We start from the raw sequence: 18,272 nt of genomic DNA on the forward strand, positions 1-18,272 counted from the left end.
TATATTGTACTCACAAGTTTTTCTAATTAAACTTTCTCATGAGTAAACTTCCAAATATAACCACAAGTATTTTTACGGTAATGTCTAAAATGGCAACCGAATATAATGCGATTAATCTTTCGCAGGGATTTCCTAACTTTCCTGTAGACGAAAGGCTAACCGATATTATAGCTAGATTATCCAAAGAAAATGTTCACCAATATACTCCAATGGCAGGTTTTCCGCCCTTGATGAATCAGATTGCAAAATTAATTCAGAGTTCATACAACAGAACAATTAATCCCGATTCAGAACTTTTAGTTACAGCCGGAGCAACTCAGGGAATTTTTACTTCGATTTTGGCTTTGGTAAAAACTGGAGACGAAGTTCTTATTCTGGATCCAAGTTATGATTCATATGAATCTCCTGTTTTATTGTGCAACGCAAAACCAGTTCGCGTAGCATTAAATGACGATTACACTCCAAATTGGGAAACGATTGAAAAAGCGAGTTCTTCAAAAACGAAGATGATTATCATCAATAATCCGCACAATCCAACTGGAAAAATTTTAACTGAGGCTGATTTTCTTCAACTTGAAAAATTACTTTCTAAATTTCCTGACATTATTGTTTTATCTGATGAAGTTTATGAATACATTACTTTTGAAGAAAAACATATTTCTGCACACACCAAAAGCTTTCTTTTAGATCGTTGTATAATGGTTTCTTCCTTTGGAAAATCATTTCATATTACAGGCTGGAAAATTGGTTATACGGTTGCGCCGGAATATTTGATGAAAGAAATTAAAAAAGTACATCAATTTCTGGTTTTCAGTGTCAACAGTATTTCTCAAGCCGCAATAAGTGAATATTTAGATGTTGTTGATGTCAATCTTTTAGGAAAATTCTATCAGGAAAAACGAGATTATTTCCAGAAGCTACTTCAAAATAGCCGTTTTGAATTAAAACCCTGTGAAGGAACATATTTTCAAGTAGCATCCTATGCCAACATTTCAAACGATGATGATGTTAGCTTTTGCAAAAAATTAATTACAGATCATGGCGTTGCCGCAATCCCTATTTCTACCTTTTATTCAGATAATAAAGACCAAAAATTAATACGTTTTTGTTTTGCCAAAGATGATTTTACTTTAGAATCAGCAGCAAAAAAATTGTGTAATATATAAAGTTTATCAAAATTTTATAACATTATTATGCGTGCATCCTATTTATTTAATTAATATTGTAATAAAAAGAAAAATAATATGAGCTATACAGATAAAATGTTGAGAGATGACGCTTTAAAAGGTAAGGTCATTGTAGTTACAGGCGGAGGAAGCGGTTTAGGAAAAGCAATGACTAAATATTTCTTAGAATTAGGCGCTCAGGTAGCGATTACTTCAAGAGATTTAGATAAGCTAAAAAATACTGCAACTGAACTTGAAACTGAAACCGGTGGAAAATGTTTACCGCTTCAATGTGATGTTCGTCATTATGAAGAAGTAGAAAACATGCTTCAGGAAGTTTTAAAAACTTTTGGCAAAGTAGATGTTCTTTTGAACAATGCAGCCGGAAATTTCATTTCTCCAACCGAACGTTTATCTGCAAATGCATTTGATACTGTTATAGATATCGTATTAAAAGGTTCTAAAAACTGTACTCTTGCTTTTGGAAAACACTGGATCGACACCAAACAAACATCAGCTACTATATTAAATATCGTGACTACTTATGCCTGGACAGGATCGGCTTATGTAGTGCCAAGTGCTACTGCAAAAGCGGGAGTTCTTGCCATGACAAGAAGTTTAGCTGTAGAATGGGCAAAATACGGGATTCGTTCTAATGCGATCGCTCCGGGACCATTCCCTACAAAAGGTGCCTGGGACAGATTATTGCCGGGAGATCTTGCCGAAAAATTTGATATGGCGAAAAAAGTTCCGTTGAAACGTGTAGGCGATCATCAGGAATTAGCAAATTTAGCCGCTTATTTAGTATCTGATTTTTCAGCTTATGTAAATGGAGATGTTATCACGATTGATGGTGGCGAATGGCTGAAAGGCGCAGGACAATTTAATTTACTTGAAGCAATTCCGGAAGAACTTTGGGATCAGCTTGAAATGATGATAAAAGCAAAAAAGAATAAATAATTTTACGTGCTTACTAAATTCAGAATATTTTATTAAAACTATACTGATTGCACTAAATCCCGAGAGTTATACTTTCGGGATTTTTTTTATATTTTTCACCATATAAGTGATATAAGTTCAATGAAGTAATAAATTGTTTAAATATATGTTTGCTTAAATTTACTTATATCACTTATATGGTTTAATTCGTTAATATATTTACACAATTCACTTAAATTATTATTTTTGCCAAACAAATATCAAACAAAAAACATATGCTCATTATTGGAATTGCAGGAGGAACAGGAAGTGGAAAAACAACAGTAGTACACCAAATCATGAATGAATTACCGGACACTGAAGTTGGCGTAATTTCTCAGGATTCATACTATAAAGAAACCCATAATTTGTCGTTCGACGAAAGAGCATTAATCAATTTTGATCATCCCCGTGCGATCGATTTTGAGTTATTGGTAAAGCATCTAAAAGCTTTAAAAGAAGGAGAAACCATCGATCAGCCCGTGTATTCATTCATACAACACAACAGAACTGATGACACAGTATCAACACATCCTAGAAAAGTTATGATTGTTGAAGGTATTTTAATCCTGACAAATCCTGAACTTCGTGATCTGTTTGATGTTAAAGTTTACGTTCATGCTGATTCTGACGAAAGATTAATTCGTCGTTTAAAACGTGATATTTCTGAACGCGGACGTGATATCGACGAGGTTTTAACCCGTTACCAAAACACATTAAAACCTATGCATGAGCAATTTATCGAGCCATCAAAAGCTTTTGCAGATATTATTATTCCTAATGATAAATACAATACTGTAGCTATTGATGTAGTTCGTGCAGTAATTAATCAACGAATTTCATAATTTTTATCGTAAATTTATTCCATAAAAATTAGGAGCTATATCCCGCTTTCGCCTTTATCTTTTTATGGTAGAAAAAACCATAAAAAGGATATCGCTCTATCGGGGCTAGAACACCAACCGAATTTACAAGAAGTAATCAGTTAAAGAGAAAATGAAAATAAAAAATCCATATAAAGGCAAGCGCTGGTTCAAATTACTGAGCAATAAATACGTTTGGGTTTTACTCTTTTTCGTAGTATGGATGTTATTTTTAGACAATTACTCTTATTTTGATCATCGTTTTCTTGACGGACAGATTAACGAATTACAAGACAATAAAAAATATTATCAGGAAGAAATAAAAAAAGATCAGGAACAGATCAAACAACTTAAAAATCCTGAACAAATAGAAAAATATGCCCGCGAAAAGTATTTCATGAAAAAAGACAGCGAAGATATTTATATCATTCAATTTGAAGGAGATACTATTCAAGACACAAAAGAATAATCAGAAAAAAGTAAACAAACCCAATGGCTACTACCCTATTCGACGATTTTAATCCGATTTCATCCAAACAATGGAAACAAAAAATTCAGTTTGAATTAGACGGAGCTGATTATAACGAGACCGTAATCTGGAATTCTCCAGAAGATATTCAGGTAAAACCTTTTTATCATAGTGACGAATTTTCTAAAGCTGCTTTGGTTAAAACTGAAGCATCAAATTTTAAAATTTGTCAAAACATCTTTGTATACGATATCGAAAAATCGATTCAAAGAGCCTTGAATACTATCGAAAGAGGTGCAGAAAGTTTGCGTTTTACCATCGAAAACGAAAAAATAGACATTCAAAAATTATTAGAAACTCTTCCTTTAGAAAACAGAACCGTTTACTTTAATTTGAATTTTATTTCAATCGATTTCGTAAAAATATTAGATACTATTTCGATTCAGAAAAAAGCTGTTTTTTATTGCAATATCGATCCTATTGGTCACTTTGCAAGAGAAGGAAACTGGTTTACAACATCTGATAAAAATAATTTCGAAACGATTGAAAAAATAGCAAAAGCAACCACCAATCTTTCCTTAATAAGTATCGATTTAGGTTTGTATCAAAATGCAGGCGCTAATCTTACCCAACAAATTGCGTATAGTTTAGCACACGCAAACGAATATTTAAATCGTCTACCAAGTATTACACAACCTTTTGTATTTCAAATATCAGTAGGAACAAATTATTTTTTTGAAATTGCAAAGCTTCGCGCTTTGCGAATGCTTTTCAAATTAATTGCTTCAGAATACAATCCTGATCTAGAATGTCATTTTTTAGTTACGCCAACCAAACGCAATAAAACAATTTACGATTACAACGTAAATATGCTTCGCACAACAACCGAATGTATGTCGGCCATTTTGGGCGGTGCAGATGCTGTGGCCAATTTACCGTATGATTCTTTGTATCATAAAGACAACGAATTTGGCGATCGAATTGCCCGCAATCAATTATTAGTTCTAAAACACGAAAGCTATTTTGATAAAGTAAACAATCCAGCTGATGGAAGTTATTACATAGAAAGTTTAACCATGCAATTGGCAGAAAAAAGTCTGGCTTTATTCAAAGATATTGAAGCAAGCGGAGGTTTTCTTAAACTTTTGAATGAAGGAACTATCAAAAAGAAAATCCAGGAAAGTGCCGCAAAAGAACAGGAATTATTCGATTCTAAAAAAGAAGTTTTATTAGGAACAAATAAATATCCTAACAAAGACGACAAAATGAAACACGATCTCGAACTATTTCCTTTTGTAAAAATAAAACCAAGAAAAACATTAATTACGCCTATAATCGAAAAAAGATTAGCCGAGAAACTGGAACAAGAACGTTTAGAACTTGAATAATATTGATTTCACATTATCAAATTTGAATTTAAACCAAAATAATAATGGAAGCGATTAAAAAAATATTATCCGTTGAAAATGATTCTATAGCTCATTTACCTGTTAAAAATGGTGAAATTGAAATTCCAAAATGGCAAATTGATGAAGTTAGAAAAAGAACAGAAAAATTTTTAAAAGATCCAAATAAGGCTGATGATATTGAGGATTTTTTAAACGAGATTGAAAATGATTTAAATATATTCTAAACACCATTTTTTTACAATTGAGAAAAGACCTTAAACATATAAAGTTAGATGTTAAAAGTGAGACGTTAAATACTGATTCTAAAGATCAACATTTAAAATCTGAGAACTTTTTTACCGCAGAAGGAATCGAGCTCAAAGAAACTTATTCTGAAAAAGATATCGAAGACTTAGAGTTTCTTGATTTTGGAGCAGGTTTTGCGCCTAATTTACGCGGTCCGTACGCTACTATGTACGTAAGACGCCCTTGGACGATTCGCCAGTATGCAGGATTTTCTACCGCAGAAGAAAGCAATGCCTTTTACAGAAGAAATCTTGCCGCAGGACAAAAAGGACTTTCCATAGCTTTTGATTTACCTACACATCGTGGTTACGACTCAGATCATGAAAGAGTGGTTGGCGATGTTGGTAAAGCCGGAGTTGCTATCGATTCTGTCGAAGACATGAAGGTTTTGTTTGACCAGATTCCGTTAGACGAAATGTCAGTTTCAATGACGATGAACGGAGCAGTTTTACCTATTATGGCCTTTTATATCGTTGCAGCAGAAGAACAAGGTGTAACAATCGGAAAATTATCAGGGACGATCCAAAATGATATTCTAAAAGAATTTATGGTTCGTAATACCTATATCTATCCGCCAACGCCTTCGATGAAAATCATTGCAGATATTTTTGAATTTACGAGCAAGAAGATGCCTAAATTCAACTCTATTTCTATTTCAGGTTATCATATGCAGGAAGCCGGAGCAACAGCCGATATTGAATTGGCCTATACGCTTGCCGATGGTTTAGAATATATTCGAACCGGACTTTCTACCGGAATGACTATCGATGAGTTTGCTCCTCGCCTTTCATTCTTTTGGGCAATTGGAATGAATCATTTTATGGAGATTGCTAAAATGCGTGCAGGTCGTATGATTTGGGCAAAATTAGTGCAGCAATTTAATCCGAAAAGTGATAAATCATTAGCTTTAAGAACACATTGTCAAACCAGCGGATGGAGTTTAACAGAACAAGATCCTTTTAATAATGTAGCCAGAACATGTATCGAAGCTACAGCGGCAGCTTTTGGAGGAACGCAGTCTTTGCATACCAATGCTTTAGACGAAGCGATCGCATTACCAACAGATTTTTCGGCAAGGATTGCCCGTAATACACAGATTTTTTTACAGGAAGAAACTAAAATTACCAAAACAGTTGATCCTTGGGGAGGAAGTTATTATGTTGAAAGCCTGACAAATGAAATCCTGAAAAGTACCTGGAAACTTATTGAAGAAGTAGAAGAATTAGGCGGAATGACAAAAGCCATTGAAGCAGGAATCCCGAAACTAAGAATCGAAGAAGCAGCAGCCAGAAAACAAGCCAGAATCGACAGCGGACAAGATATTATTGTAGGTGTAAACCAATATCGTTTAGAAAAGGAAGATCCGTTACATATTTTGGATGTTGACAATCAAATGGTTCGTAAGCAACAAGTAGAAAGACTTGAAGAAATAAAAGCAACAAGAAATACTGAAAAAGTAAACCAATCACTCGAAAAATTAATACTTTGTGCAAAAACCGGACAAGGAAACTTATTAGAAATAGCAATTGAAGCCGCTCGAAACAGAGCAACATTAGGTGAGATTAGCGATGCTCTGGAAAGTATTTTTGGAAGGTATAAAGCGCAAATTAAATCCTTTAGCGGTGTGTATAGTGCAGCAATAAAAAACGACGAGAATTTTGAAAAGGCAAAACAATTAGCTGATGCCTTTGCCAAACAAGAAGGTAGACGTCCTAGAATTATGATTGCCAAAATGGGACAGGATGGTCATGATCGTGGTGCAAAAGTAGTTGCTACCGGTTATGCTGATGTAGGTTTTGATGTAGATATAGGTCCTTTATTTCAAACTCCGGCAGAAGCTGCTAAACAAGCAGTTGAAAATGACGTGCACATTCTTGGTGTTTCATCACTAGCCGCTGGTCATAAAACATTAGTTCCTCAGGTTATCGAAGAACTCAAAAAACACGGTCGTGAAGATATAATGGTTATTGTAGGCGGAGTAATTCCGGCACAAGACTACCAATTTCTATTTGATGCAGGAGCAATAGCGGTTTTTGGTCCAGGAACTAAAATCAGCGAAGCGGCCATTAAAATCTTAGAAATCTTAATTGATTAAAAAAAAAATCCCGAAATAATTCGGGATTTTTTTTATGCTAATTCTAAATTTGATCGTGTATTGTAGCATCACTATCAGCCTCAATACGAGAAAGATCATAACCTGCAAAAGCTTTCATGTAACTTTTTAAAGAAGTTCCGTAAGCATCTCTAAAATGCCTGTTTCCTCTATTTTTAAAAAAGTTCTTTACTGAACCAGCTCCTCCAAGATGTGCCGCTGCTAAAATTCCAGATTCTGTAATTTCAACACCACTAATAATTTTCCCTTCATACTTTTCAATTTCATTGCGCAATATCCATTTGTTTTTGGATAGCAATGCAATAAATGCTTTTTCTTGTAATGCAGGATCTTTTAAAAAGGCTTTGTTATTGTGAACACCAACAGCTCTGAGAGCTTTAGAACCAAATTGGTATTTTCCCATATAACCTAACGAATTTACCAAACGATATTTTCCTTGTGATTCTTTAAAAGCAACTGCTTCTTTGAAACTTATAAGGCGTTTTTCTGTAAATACGACATTTACCTTTTTTTCTACAGGATAATCATCCTCTTCTTTAGATGGAAATAAGTATTCGGATCCATCTGTTTTTTCTATTAAAAACCAAGGTTTGGTTTCTAGATTAAAGGGTTTAAAACCCAAACTCAAAAATGTAATAATAACGATCAAACTCGCATAAAAATACCACTTCTTTATCATAAATTGTTTTTCTTCAAATCGCTGTCACCCCTTTGAAATTTCTACGGTGCAAAGATAACAAATACTAAATAATCCTGATAATCAGTATTTTACGTATTTTAAAAAATACAACTATAGCCAATAATCCCTTTATTGACGCAGATTTCAAGTGATAAACCGGTACTTGGATTTGGTTGTAAAAAGTCTAAAATTTAAATCTAAAAAATGTCATTTTTATCATTTTTTTAGCAAATTTGTTAAAATAGAAAGATTAAACCTACCAAATAGCAAAGATTTTTAAACATAATTTACATCATTTTAATTTGGTTATTTCATTAAATTTATGTAAACTAAAATATGAAACTTCTCTAAATTTTCATTTTTATGAATAAGCAAATAGAAATTATTAATCTGTATTTTCTCAACTATATTTTTAAAATGAGAATTAAAAATCAAAAAGTATCCTATGAAAATTATCATTCGGAAATTTTAAAAAATATTTTTTTTCAAATAAATTCAATTTGAATAAACACCATAAAAAAAACCGAAGCTTAATGCTTCGGTTTTTATTCTTATAATAATCAAATGCAATTATCTTGTCACACCCTGACTAGCGATCCAGTCTGAATATTTCTTTGCATTAATGGTATGTTGTTCGTATGTAGAAGCAAATTCATGATAGCCAAAACGATCTATACTGGCACAGAAATAAATATAATCGTGTTTTTCAGGATTTAAAACTGCATCGACAGCTGTAATATCAGGCATTGCAATTGGTCCTGGAGGAAGTCCTATATTTACATAAGTATTATATGGAGATCTCATAACCAAATCATTATAAAAAACTCTTTTGATAACCTGATCAAAATTATTGTCTCTCAACTTTAAAGCATAAATAACCGTTGGATCTGCTTGTAGAGGCATTTCTAAACGTAAACGATTTAAATATACACCAGCGATACGAGGTCTTTCGTCTTTTTTAACCGACTCTTTATGTACAATTGAAGCTAAAATTGTAGCCTGGACCGGAGTCAAACCTTGTTTCTTTGCTTTTTCGATTCTTTCCGGAGTCCAGAAATTATGATATTCCTTAATCATTTTATCACGGAATTTCTCAGCAGACGTATTCCAATAAATCTCATATGTATTAGGAATAAACATCGCAAAAACATTCTCTTCATTAAATCCGTTTTCTTTTAAGAAAGCAGGATCTTTAATAGCTTTCATTAACGATAAACTGTCAGCTTCGATTTCAGAGCCTATTCTTCCGGCAAAATTCTCTAAACGTTCCTGATTATTAAAAGCTAATTTTACAGGAATATTGGCGCGCATAGCACGAACCAAATCGATATTATTCATGTCTTTTTTAAGTAAAAAACGACCTGATTTTACATTTTCAGGATAGCTTCTTTTATTCGCTACCATTTCAAAATTATCAAAATTCTTAATATAGGGAGCTAATATTTTCTTTACATCTGTATAATTTGCATCGGTTGGAATGTAGACATAGAGCTCTTTTTCCTCGAATTTAGTATTGGCACTGAATATCTTACTTATTAAAATAAATCCGTAAATCATTAAAACTGAAATTACGGCTACAGCAGCTAACGTGATGATTTTTTTTATGCTCAAAGTATAAAGTTTAAATTTGTTTGTTAATTAATTGAAAAATTGCCTCGTCTTGATAGTGGTTATTCAGCAAAATCCAATCTTTTTTAATTCCTATTTTCTCAAAGCCAAATTTAGTAAAAAGAGCTATACTTGCTACATTTCCTACAGCAATATTTGCATATAATTGATGTAAATTTAAATTATGAAAAGAATACTTGATTAAAAGTTCTAATGCCTCAGATCCAATTTTTTGATTTCTATTTTCTCCTTTCTGAATAACAATACCAACGCCTGCCTTATTATTTTTGGGATCGAACTCGAACAAATCTATCAAACCAATAGCCGGAAAATCCTGATCCTGACAAATGGCTAAACGCAATTGTTTCGCTTCATAAATATCCTGCTGTGCATTTTCAAGATACTGACGAACCAAAAATCTACTGTAAGGTGTTTGTGTATTACTAACTTCCCAAATGTTTTCGTCATTTTCCATTGCATAAACAAACTCCAAATCATTAGGTTCTAATGCACGCAGATAAATATTTTCTCCTTTGAGTGTTATCATTTTGCCATTTTAGATATTAGATTGATGATATTAGATTTTGGAACTTATCTTCGACTTCGCTCAGACTGACATCTTTATTATATTTCTATTGTTCCTTTAAAAACAAATTTTGCAGGTCCGGTCAGGAAAACATTTGTAAAATGGTCTCCTAGTTTATCAAATGAAACGACTAATTTTCCGCCTTCAACATTTAAGTTAATTGAAGTTTTATCTGTTTCGCCAATAGCATTCATGGCTATTGCTACTGCTGTTGCGCCAGTTCCGCATGCCAAAGTTTCATCCTCAACTCCTCTTTCGTATGTACGAAGTGAAAAAGTACTATCATCAACTTTTTTTACAAAATTAATATTACTTCCTTTTTCTCCGTATAATTCACCATAACGAATTGCTGATCCATTATCTTTCACATTATAATGTTCCAAGTCTTCAACAATTTGAACGTGATGCGGAGAACCGGTATTTAAAAAAGTATAAGAGTCTTTTTTTTGTACTTCGTCAACATCAATCATTTGCAAAGAAATAATCGCATCGTCTCCAACAGAAGCATGATGCAAACCGTCTGTTGCAATAAATGTAGCTTCGTCTTTAATAACACCTAATTGGTTCGCAAATGCTACTAAACAACGACCGCCGTTTCCGCACATTGAACTCTGATTTCCATCTGAATTATAATACACCATTCTAAAGTCAGTTTCGGCATCATTTTCTAATAAAATAAGTCCGTCTGCTCCAATTCCGAAACGTCTGTCACACAAACGTTCAATCAATTTAATATCTTCTTTTGGAAAGAAATCTGAACGGTTATCAATCATTACAAAATCGTTTCCTGTACCTTGATATTTATAAAATTCTATTTGCATTTTTTCTTGATTAATAATACAAAAGTACAAACAAATAATTAATGAAATGTTAATCAATGTTAAAGAGAGTTAAACCATTTTATTCGTTAATTTTTTGAATTATTTTTACCTAAAATAACTTAAATATAAATTATAATCATGAAAAGACTTTCAACCTTATTTTTGGTTTCACTACTTAGTGGTGCTACAACTCTTGGTGCTTACAAGTTATTATTTGAAAGCAACAATTCTTTTTTTGGAAGACAAAATTCTGTTGTTACTCTTGCCCCTAATTCATTCGGAAGGAATGTTGCATTATCTGCTGAAACTGTCGATTTTACAGCAGCTGCAGATAAAACGATTCATACTGTGGTTCACGTAAAAAATGTTTCGCGAAGAACGGTTAGTAATCCTATGATGGAATTTTTCTATGGTTACGGCGGCCAACAGCAACAAGAACAAGTTGGTACCGGATCTGGTGTTATTATTTCTGAAGATGGATATATTGTAACAAATAATCATGTAATTAAAGACGCTACAGAAATCGAAATTACCTTAAATAATAAAAAATCTTATAAAGCAAAATTAATTGGTACCGATTCTAAAATGGATATCGCGTTACTAAAAATTGATGCTAATGAAAAACTTCCATATACTGCTTTTGCCAATTCAGATTCTGTAAAAATTGGCGAATGGGTTTTGGCTGTCGGAAATCCATATAATTTAACTTCGACAGTAACTGCCGGAATTGTTTCGGCGAAAGCCAGAAATCTGGATACAAACGGAATTCAGTCTTTTATTCAGACCGATGCTGCTGTCAATCCAGGAAATAGTGGTGGCGCATTAGTGAATACGAGAGGAGAATTAATTGGTATTAATACCATGATTTCGTCTATAACAGGTTCTTATGTTGGATATTCATTCGCGGTTCCTTCTAATATTGCCAGAAAAATTATCGAAGATATTATGGAATTCGGAAATGTTCAAAGAGGAATTCTTGGTGTTGAAGGCGGCGAATTGAACAGTTCTGCCTCAAAAGAATTGGGCATTACTGAAACACAAGGTTTTTACATTAGTAAAGTGTCTAAAAATTCAGGAGCAGAAAAAGCTGGTCTTGGTAAAGGAGATATTATCGTAAAACTTGACGATCAAAATATTGCGACTTATGCTGATCTTTCCGGTTATATCAATACAAAACGACCAAATGATGTTGTAAAAGTAACTTATATTAAAGAAGGAAAAACTAAAACAGTTCCGGTTACTTTAAGTAAAAATGAATTTTTCAGTACGGAATTTAAAGGCATTGAATTAGAAAATATTGATGCTGCCGATAAAAAGAAATTCAGAATTGATTATGGTGTAAAGATCAGAACAATCAATAATGAAAATTTGGCGCAATATCAAAACGAATTACAAGGAAATATTATTCTTAGCATCGATAATGTAAAAGCTACAAATCTTGAAACGGTTTCTAAACTTTTAAGCAAAAAAGATGAAGGACAAAGTATACGTCTTGAAATGATCAATAAAAATGGAGAGATTCTTAGAATTATTATCTAAAAAAATAGTCTCAGTATTCAGTCTCAGTTTACAGTCAGAGTATTCAGTTTTTTGAACTGCAAACTGAGACTGCGACTGAAAAATTTAAATAAAAAGCCATCTTAACGAATTAAGGTGGCTTTTTTATTTTCAAAAATAAATCACAAAATAGTTTACGAAATCGATTGAAATGGATACTTTTGCGCAAAATTTAAAAATATTCGTGTATTTATTTTTTCAATTTAATCAATTATGAGCAAAAAATCTTTGTACCAAAAAGAGGTATCATTACAAGTCGACCGAAGAAGAGCTGGTGTCGAATTAATAAAAATCATAAGCGATTTATGGTATGACAAATCCATCGAAATGGTTTTATTCAAAAATCAGTTATTGGATAAAAATGTCAGCGATATTATCAATTTGCATCAATATGCAGGTGAATTTGTAGGTAAGCCTATTACCATTTTTGATTCCGTTGAAATCGCAAAAGTAGTTTTATCATTAGATCTTCCTCCTGCAAAATTAGATCTTGGAAAACTGACTTATGAATATCGTTTAGAAGATGAAAAATATCCGGATGCCCGATATTTTGTAATCGATAAATTGAAAAAGGCCAAATCATCAGAAGAAATTCAACCAAAAGATGTTATTTTATATGGTTTTGGAAGAATTGGCAGAATATTAGCCCGCGAATTGATGTCTAAAACCGGAAAAGGAAATCAATTGCGCCTGAGAGCAATTGTAACCCGTGACAAAAATGACGCATCAACTTTAGAGAAACGAGCTTCTCTTTTGAGATATGATTCTATTCATGGCGATTTTCAGGGATCTGTAATTGCAGATCCTAAAAATAATGCATTAATCATCAACGGAACAACTGTACATATCATAACAGCAAATTCTCCTGAAGAAATTGATTATACGCAATACGAAATCAATGATGCATTAGTTATTGATAATACCGGAGCTTTTACTACTGAAGAAACCTTAAAAAGACATTTAACCTCTCAGGGAGTTAGTAAAGTTTTACTTACTGCACCTGGAAAAGGAGTTCCAAATATTGTTCACGGTGTAAATCATAATGAATACAATCCGGATGAAATTAATATTTTTTCTGCAGCTTCTTGTACTACAAATGCAATAACGCCCGTTTTAAAAGCTATTGAAGATACATTAGGAGTTGCAAAAGGTCACTTAGAAAGTATACATGCTTATACAAACGATCAGAATTTAGTTGATAATATGCATAAAAAATATCGCCGAGGAAGAGCTGCAGCTTTAAATATGGTGATAACAGAAACAGGTGCCGGCAGTGCAGTAGCAAAAGCACTACCTTCGCTAGAAGGAAAATTAACGTCGAATGCGATTAGAGTCCCCGTACCAAATGGATCATTAGTCGTTTTAAATTTAGAAGTTAAAAAAGCAACTTCAATTTCTGCTATTAATAAAATCATGAAAAAATATGCTCTTGAAGGAGAATTAGTAGAGCAAATAAAATATTCATTAAATAACGAATTAGTTTCATCTGATATTGTTGGCACATCTGCTCCATCTATTTATGACAGTAATGCCACAATCGTATCCAAAGACGGAAAAAATATTGTCCTTTATATTTGGTATGATAATGAATATGGTTATAGTCACCAAGTAATTAGATTAGCAAAATATATTGCTAAAGTAAGACGTTTTACTTACTATTAATATAAAACCAAAACCAACTATTTATTTAAACCATCAAGTATTACTTGGTGGTTTATTTTTTTAATTTAAATTGGTAAAACTGTTGTACTCTTCACTTCAGAAATTACAAAAACAGTATTTATCAAAGATACTTCTGGTAATACAGATAATTTCTTTTGATGAAACTGATGGTAACTTTCCATATTCGGAATTATAATTTTTAACATATAATCAAAATTTCCTGAGACATAATTACATTCAACTACTTCTGGTAAATTCAAAATTGATTGGTTAAATCCTTCAGATGTATCATAAGTTTGTTTTGTTAATGTAACCTGACAATAAACCGTTAGATTATTCCCGAGTTTTTTTTTGTTCAAAATAGAAACATATTTTTCAATAACACCTTCTTTTTCAAGGCGTTTAACACGATCGTGAACAGGTGTTAACGACAAATTTATTTTGTTTGCAATATCCTTTAGCGTATAGTGCGCATTTTCCTGCAAAAGTCGTAAGATTTTTTTGTCAATTTCATCTAAAGCCATAACGAAAACGTTTTCTATAATTAATAAAATTTAGTCATTTTTTCTTTTCCAGTAAACTAAAAAGCGCTTAAAAAGAATATTTTTCTGTAAAAGTATTAAATAAAATAATATTTTCTTATTTATCACTGGATAATCCATAATATATTCTCTATCTGTAGTTTTGTAAAACAATTTCAATAAAAACAAAAAACATAACAAGATGATAATAGGTGTTCCAAAAGAAATAAAAAATAATGAAAACCGTGTAGCTTTAACTCCTGCAGGTGTTTCTGAAATGAAAAAACACGGACATACAGTTTATGTTCAGGCAACTGCCGGATTAGGAAGTGGTTTCGCTGATCAGGAATATGCAGATGCTGGTGCAGTAGTTCTTGCAACTATTGAAGAAGTATATACTATTGCTGAAATGATTATCAAAGTAAAAGAGCCAATCGCTTCTGAATATCCTTTAATCAAAAAGGACCAATTATTATTTACATATTTTCACTTTGCTTCATCAGAACCTTTAACTCATGCTATGCTTGAAAAAGGTGCTGTATGTTTAGCTTATGAAACAGTAGAAAAAACAGATCGTAGTTTACCTTTATTAGTTCCAATGTCTGAAGTTGCTGGTCGTATGGCTATTCAACAAGGAGCTAAATATCTTGAAAAACCATTAAAAGGAAGAGGAATTCTTTTAGGTGGTGTTCCGGGCGTGCCGCCAGCTAAAGTTTTAGTTTTAGGTGGAGGAATAGTTGGAACTCAGGCTGCAAAAATGGCCGCTGGTTTAGGAGCTCAAGTAACCATTATGGATTTAAGTTTGCCACGTTTACGTCAATTAGATGACATCATGCCAGCAAACGTAAATACAGAAATGTCTAACCATTATAATATTACAAGAGCAATTAAAGATGCTGACTTAATTGTTGGAGCAGTTTTAATTCCAGGAGCAAAAGCACCTCACTTGATTACTCGTGATATGCTTAAATTAATGCGTCCGGGAACTGTAGTTGTTGACGTTGCAGTTGACCAAGGCGGATGTATCGAAACTTGTACACCTACAACTCACGAAAACCCAACTTTTATTATTGATGATATTGTTCATTATTGTGTAGCAAACATGCCAGGTGCTGTACCTTATACATCAACTTTAGCTTTAACTAATGCTACTTTGCCTTACGCAGTGCAATTAGCTAATAAAGGATGGGAAAAAGCTTGTAATGAAAATGAAGAATTGAAAAAAGGATTAAACATTGCAAATGGAAAAATCCTTTACAAAGGGGTTGCAGAAGCTTGGAATTTACCTTTCAATGAAGAATTAGTGTTAACAAACGCATAGTGTTAACATTAAAATAAGTGCTTACTAAAAAGACTATAAAAGACTTTTCTTAATTGAAAAGTCTTTTTTTTCATAAAAAAACCTGTCATAGATATGACAGGTTTTAATTTTATATAGAAATCAGAAAACTATTTTTCATCTAAAACTTCTTGCAATACTTTTGCTTCAGTCCCATTTGGAAAAGTAACTTTAATTTTTTGAGCAATTGTTGGAGCAATTTCGGTAATTGCTTTTTTATCATAAGACTCTCCTTTTTTGATATGCCAGCCGTAAAAAATAGCCGGAACATGAGTATCATAACTATAAGGTGTTCCATGAGAAGTACCTGTAATTGAATATTCGATATCTCCTGGTTTATCAATGATAACCAAATCACCATTTTGTGTTACATCATAACCTTTAGCAACAAAATTTAAATAATAATCATTTCCCGAATTAGCTAAAATTTCTTCCTCAGTATAAACCTTCTTAACTTGTGGTTGTGCAATTAAAAATTCTTTAAAAGCTTGTTTTACTTTCACTAACTCTAATCCTTTATCCTTGATAATTTGTTTATTAAAGAAAATATTAAAATTTGAGTAATTTAAAATTAGGTCAACACCAAATGTTTTTGTTGAGAAATCCTGCAAACTCTTTTTAACATCTTTTGAAGGATAATTATCTACATTATATTTTCTGTCTTTTAAGTATATTACATTTTCAGCACCAGCATGATCTGCAGTCAGGAAAAGCAAATAATTATCCTTTCCTACTGTTTTATCCAAATAGTTTAAAAAGTCTGCAATAGTTTGATCCAATCTTAAATAAGTATCTTGTAGTTCCATAGAACGAGGCCCTAGTAAATGACCAACATAATCTGTAGATGAAAAACTAACCGTTAAAAAGTCCGTAATATTATCTTTGCCTAATTCTTCTTTTTCAATAGCTTTCATAGCAAATTCAGCTAATAAATCATTCCCATAAGGAGTAGCTCTAAGAATTCCTGCATCATTCTTTTCATACATTGATTTTAAATTATAAGGAAAAACCGGAGCGGCACTACCATATAATTTCCCTTCATAGGGATTATTATCTGGTAAACTTTCATTGTAAGTAGAAGCAGGTTTGTACAAATCCCAGCCTTTATTGATATAAGGCATGTAATGTTTCTCATTATTGAATTGAGTAACCCATTCTGGTAATTTTTCACCATAAAAAGTACTAGAAATAAACGCACCTGTTTTGCTATACCAAAAAGCCCAGTTTGCAAAATGACCTGCTGGCAAAATCGCACCGCGATCTTTAAGGCTCATACCAATAACTTTTCCCTCAAAATTAGTAGCCATTCTTACTTCATCAGTAATTGTAGTGCTTTGAAGGTTTTTTGGAGACATAGCACCTTCCTCAGCAGTTCCATCACCTACTGTTTTTACTCCAGCATCATCTGTACAGTACATTTCTTTACCAAGCGTTCTACTGAACCACTCATTTCCAACAATTCCATGTGTCGCAGGCGTTGTGCCAGTATAAATTGAAGCATGTCCTGGAGCCGTGTAAGTTGGCATATAATTATAATGCATATTCTGAAAAGTATATCCATTATCCATTAATCTCTTAAATCCATTTGGAGAAAAATCATCTGAAAACCGATACAAATATTCCATTTTCATCTGATCTACTACAATACCTACTACCAACTTAGGACGCTGTTGAGCACTTAAATTTGAGATAACAAACAATGTCAACAATACAATACTTTTTTTCATATTTAAATTATAATATTTAATACAAAAATACAGATTCACATTTAGATAGGCTAACCTGCCATAATTTAAAACCTAAAATTGATTATAATTTAACAGAAATCGTTACCGTAAATTATTCACAGCATCGATTTTAGCGCTTGCCTAAGTTTGACAACTTGTTAAATATTTTGAAAGAGAGTTTTTTTGAAGAAAATGTAATAAGTAAAAAAGTAAATAGCTTTTATTCCTGCAGCAAAAGATATATAAGAAATCCCAATCTTTAATTTTTGTTGCAGATTGATTCACACATATAAGGACTTAGGTCTACATTCTTAAAAATATAAGACTAAATCAAAATTAGTATTGATTTATTTGGGCTAAAAAAGGGATAAAAACATCAACTATTCTAAAACAAAAAACCCTGATTCTTTGGAATCAGGGTTTTTAAAAAGAAAGGCGACGACATACTCTCCCACATAACTGCAGTACCATCTGCGCAGGCGGGCTTAA

The 18,272-nt window shown here is 32.5% G+C and carries 16 protein-coding genes; 10 read left to right on the plus strand and 6 right to left on the minus strand.

Going from position 1 to position 18,272, the window contains the following annotated elements:
• Positions 1–38: 38 nt before the first annotated feature.
• From ASF10_RS08180 to scpA, 7 genes are all read left to right on the plus strand, one after another.
• Entirely contained in the window at positions 39–1,166 is a 1,128-nt protein-coding gene (locus ASF10_RS08180; RefSeq protein WP_056247547.1) for a methionine aminotransferase, read from the plus strand.
• Positions 1,167–1,244: 78 nt separating this feature from the next.
• Positions 1,245–2,126 (plus strand): SDR family oxidoreductase, encoded by an 882-nt coding sequence (locus tag ASF10_RS08185; RefSeq protein ID WP_056247549.1) that lies wholly within the window; start codon positions 1,245–1,247, stop codon positions 2,124–2,126.
• A 254-nt stretch (positions 2,127–2,380) separates the two neighbouring features.
• Positions 2,381–2,989: a uridine kinase gene (gene udk, locus ASF10_RS08190; RefSeq protein WP_055095441.1), complete on the plus strand. Its 609-nt coding sequence runs from the start codon at positions 2,381–2,383 to the stop codon at positions 2,987–2,989.
• A gap of 151 nt (positions 2,990–3,140) precedes the next feature.
• Positions 3,141–3,476: an FtsB family cell division protein gene (locus tag ASF10_RS08195; protein WP_056247552.1), complete on the plus strand. Its 336-nt coding sequence runs from the start codon at positions 3,141–3,143 to the stop codon at positions 3,474–3,476.
• A gap of 23 nt (positions 3,477–3,499) precedes the next feature.
• Positions 3,500–4,864, plus strand: a complete 1,365-nt coding sequence (locus tag ASF10_RS08200) for a methylmalonyl-CoA mutase subunit beta (protein WP_056247554.1) — start codon at positions 3,500–3,502, stop codon at positions 4,862–4,864.
• A gap of 44 nt (positions 4,865–4,908) precedes the next feature.
• Positions 4,909–5,109: a hypothetical protein gene (locus tag ASF10_RS08205; protein ID WP_056247556.1), complete on the plus strand. Its 201-nt coding sequence runs from the start codon at positions 4,909–4,911 to the stop codon at positions 5,107–5,109.
• A gap of 17 nt (positions 5,110–5,126) precedes the next feature.
• Positions 5,127–7,265 (plus strand): methylmalonyl-CoA mutase, encoded by a 2,139-nt coding sequence (gene scpA, locus ASF10_RS08210; protein WP_056247559.1) that lies wholly within the window; start codon positions 5,127–5,129, stop codon positions 7,263–7,265.
• 43 nt (positions 7,266–7,308) lie between these two features.
• Here scpA and ASF10_RS08215 read toward each other — a convergent pair whose 3' ends face one another.
• The 4 genes from ASF10_RS08215 to dapF form a co-directional block, all read right to left on the minus strand.
• Positions 7,309–7,962, minus strand: coding sequence for a hypothetical protein (locus ASF10_RS08215; protein ID WP_056247561.1), 654 nt, complete (start codon positions 7,960–7,962; stop codon positions 7,309–7,311).
• 570 nt (positions 7,963–8,532) lie between these two features.
• Complete coding sequence (mltG, locus tag ASF10_RS08220; protein ID WP_056247563.1) at positions 8,533–9,573, minus strand: endolytic transglycosylase MltG; 1,041 nt, start codon at positions 9,571–9,573, stop codon at positions 8,533–8,535.
• A 10-nt stretch (positions 9,574–9,583) separates the two neighbouring features.
• Positions 9,584–10,117 (minus strand): GNAT family N-acetyltransferase, encoded by a 534-nt coding sequence (locus tag ASF10_RS08225; RefSeq protein WP_056247565.1) that lies wholly within the window; start codon positions 10,115–10,117, stop codon positions 9,584–9,586.
• A 77-nt stretch (positions 10,118–10,194) separates the two neighbouring features.
• Positions 10,195–10,977: a diaminopimelate epimerase gene (gene dapF, locus ASF10_RS08230; RefSeq protein ID WP_056247567.1), complete on the minus strand. Its 783-nt coding sequence runs from the start codon at positions 10,975–10,977 to the stop codon at positions 10,195–10,197.
• A 138-nt stretch (positions 10,978–11,115) separates the two neighbouring features.
• On the opposite strand from dapF, the gene ASF10_RS08235 reads away from it, so the two are divergent.
• Together ASF10_RS08235 and ASF10_RS08240 are read left to right on the plus strand one after the other, a co-directional pair.
• Complete coding sequence (locus ASF10_RS08235) at positions 11,116–12,516, plus strand: trypsin-like peptidase domain-containing protein (protein ID WP_056247569.1); 1,401 nt, start codon at positions 11,116–11,118, stop codon at positions 12,514–12,516.
• Between the two features lie 231 nt (positions 12,517–12,747).
• Complete coding sequence (locus tag ASF10_RS08240; protein WP_056247571.1) at positions 12,748–14,196, plus strand: glyceraldehyde-3-phosphate dehydrogenase; 1,449 nt, start codon at positions 12,748–12,750, stop codon at positions 14,194–14,196.
• Between the two features lie 65 nt (positions 14,197–14,261).
• Here ASF10_RS08240 and ASF10_RS08245 read toward each other — a convergent pair whose 3' ends face one another.
• Complete coding sequence (locus tag ASF10_RS08245) at positions 14,262–14,720, minus strand: Lrp/AsnC family transcriptional regulator (RefSeq protein WP_056247573.1); 459 nt, start codon at positions 14,718–14,720, stop codon at positions 14,262–14,264.
• A gap of 199 nt (positions 14,721–14,919) precedes the next feature.
• Here ASF10_RS08245 and ald point away from each other — a divergent pair, with 199 nt between their 5' ends.
• Positions 14,920–16,038 (plus strand): alanine dehydrogenase, encoded by a 1,119-nt coding sequence (ald, locus tag ASF10_RS08250; RefSeq protein WP_056247574.1) that lies wholly within the window; start codon positions 14,920–14,922, stop codon positions 16,036–16,038.
• Between the two features lie 128 nt (positions 16,039–16,166).
• Here ald and pafA read toward each other — a convergent pair whose 3' ends face one another.
• A complete protein-coding gene (pafA, locus tag ASF10_RS08255) occupies positions 16,167–17,783 on the minus strand; it encodes an alkaline phosphatase PafA (RefSeq protein WP_056247575.1) in 1,617 nt (538 codons plus the stop codon).
• Between the last annotated feature and the right edge of the window lie 489 nt (positions 17,784–18,272).

The organism is Flavobacterium sp. Leaf82 (genome assembly GCF_001422725.1).
Lineage (GTDB): Bacteria > Bacteroidota > Bacteroidia > Flavobacteriales > Flavobacteriaceae > Flavobacterium.

Excerpts from the sequence above, each read along its gene's own strand:
- ald (WP_056247574.1), top strand. The coding sequence starts at position 14,920 with ATGATAATAGGTGTTCCAAAAGAAATAAAAAATAATGAAAACCGTGTA.
- ASF10_RS08225 (WP_056247565.1), bottom strand. The coding sequence starts at position 10,117 with ATGATAACACTCAAAGGAGAAAATATTTATCTGCGTGCATTAGAACCT.
- ASF10_RS08245 (WP_056247573.1), bottom strand. The coding sequence starts at position 14,720 with ATGGCTTTAGATGAAATTGACAAAAAAATCTTACGACTTTTGCAGGAA.
- ASF10_RS08205 (WP_056247556.1), top strand. The coding sequence starts at position 4,909 with ATGGAAGCGATTAAAAAAATATTATCCGTTGAAAATGATTCTATAGCT.
- udk (WP_055095441.1), top strand. The coding sequence starts at position 2,381 with ATGCTCATTATTGGAATTGCAGGAGGAACAGGAAGTGGAAAAACAACA.
- ASF10_RS08240 (WP_056247571.1), top strand. The coding sequence starts at position 12,748 with ATGAGCAAAAAATCTTTGTACCAAAAAGAGGTATCATTACAAGTCGAC.
- ASF10_RS08235 (WP_056247569.1), top strand. The coding sequence starts at position 11,116 with ATGAAAAGACTTTCAACCTTATTTTTGGTTTCACTACTTAGTGGTGCT.
- dapF (WP_056247567.1), bottom strand. The coding sequence starts at position 10,977 with ATGCAAATAGAATTTTATAAATATCAAGGTACAGGAAACGATTTTGTA.
- pafA (WP_056247575.1), bottom strand. The coding sequence starts at position 17,783 with ATGAAAAAAAGTATTGTATTGTTGACATTGTTTGTTATCTCAAATTTA.
- ASF10_RS08215 (WP_056247561.1), bottom strand. The coding sequence starts at position 7,962 with ATGATAAAGAAGTGGTATTTTTATGCGAGTTTGATCGTTATTATTACA.
- ASF10_RS08200 (WP_056247554.1), top strand. The coding sequence starts at position 3,500 with ATGGCTACTACCCTATTCGACGATTTTAATCCGATTTCATCCAAACAA.
- ASF10_RS08180 (WP_056247547.1), top strand. The coding sequence starts at position 39 with ATGAGTAAACTTCCAAATATAACCACAAGTATTTTTACGGTAATGTCT.
- ASF10_RS08195 (WP_056247552.1), top strand. The coding sequence starts at position 3,141 with ATGAAAATAAAAAATCCATATAAAGGCAAGCGCTGGTTCAAATTACTG.
- ASF10_RS08185 (WP_056247549.1), top strand. The coding sequence starts at position 1,245 with ATGAGCTATACAGATAAAATGTTGAGAGATGACGCTTTAAAAGGTAAG.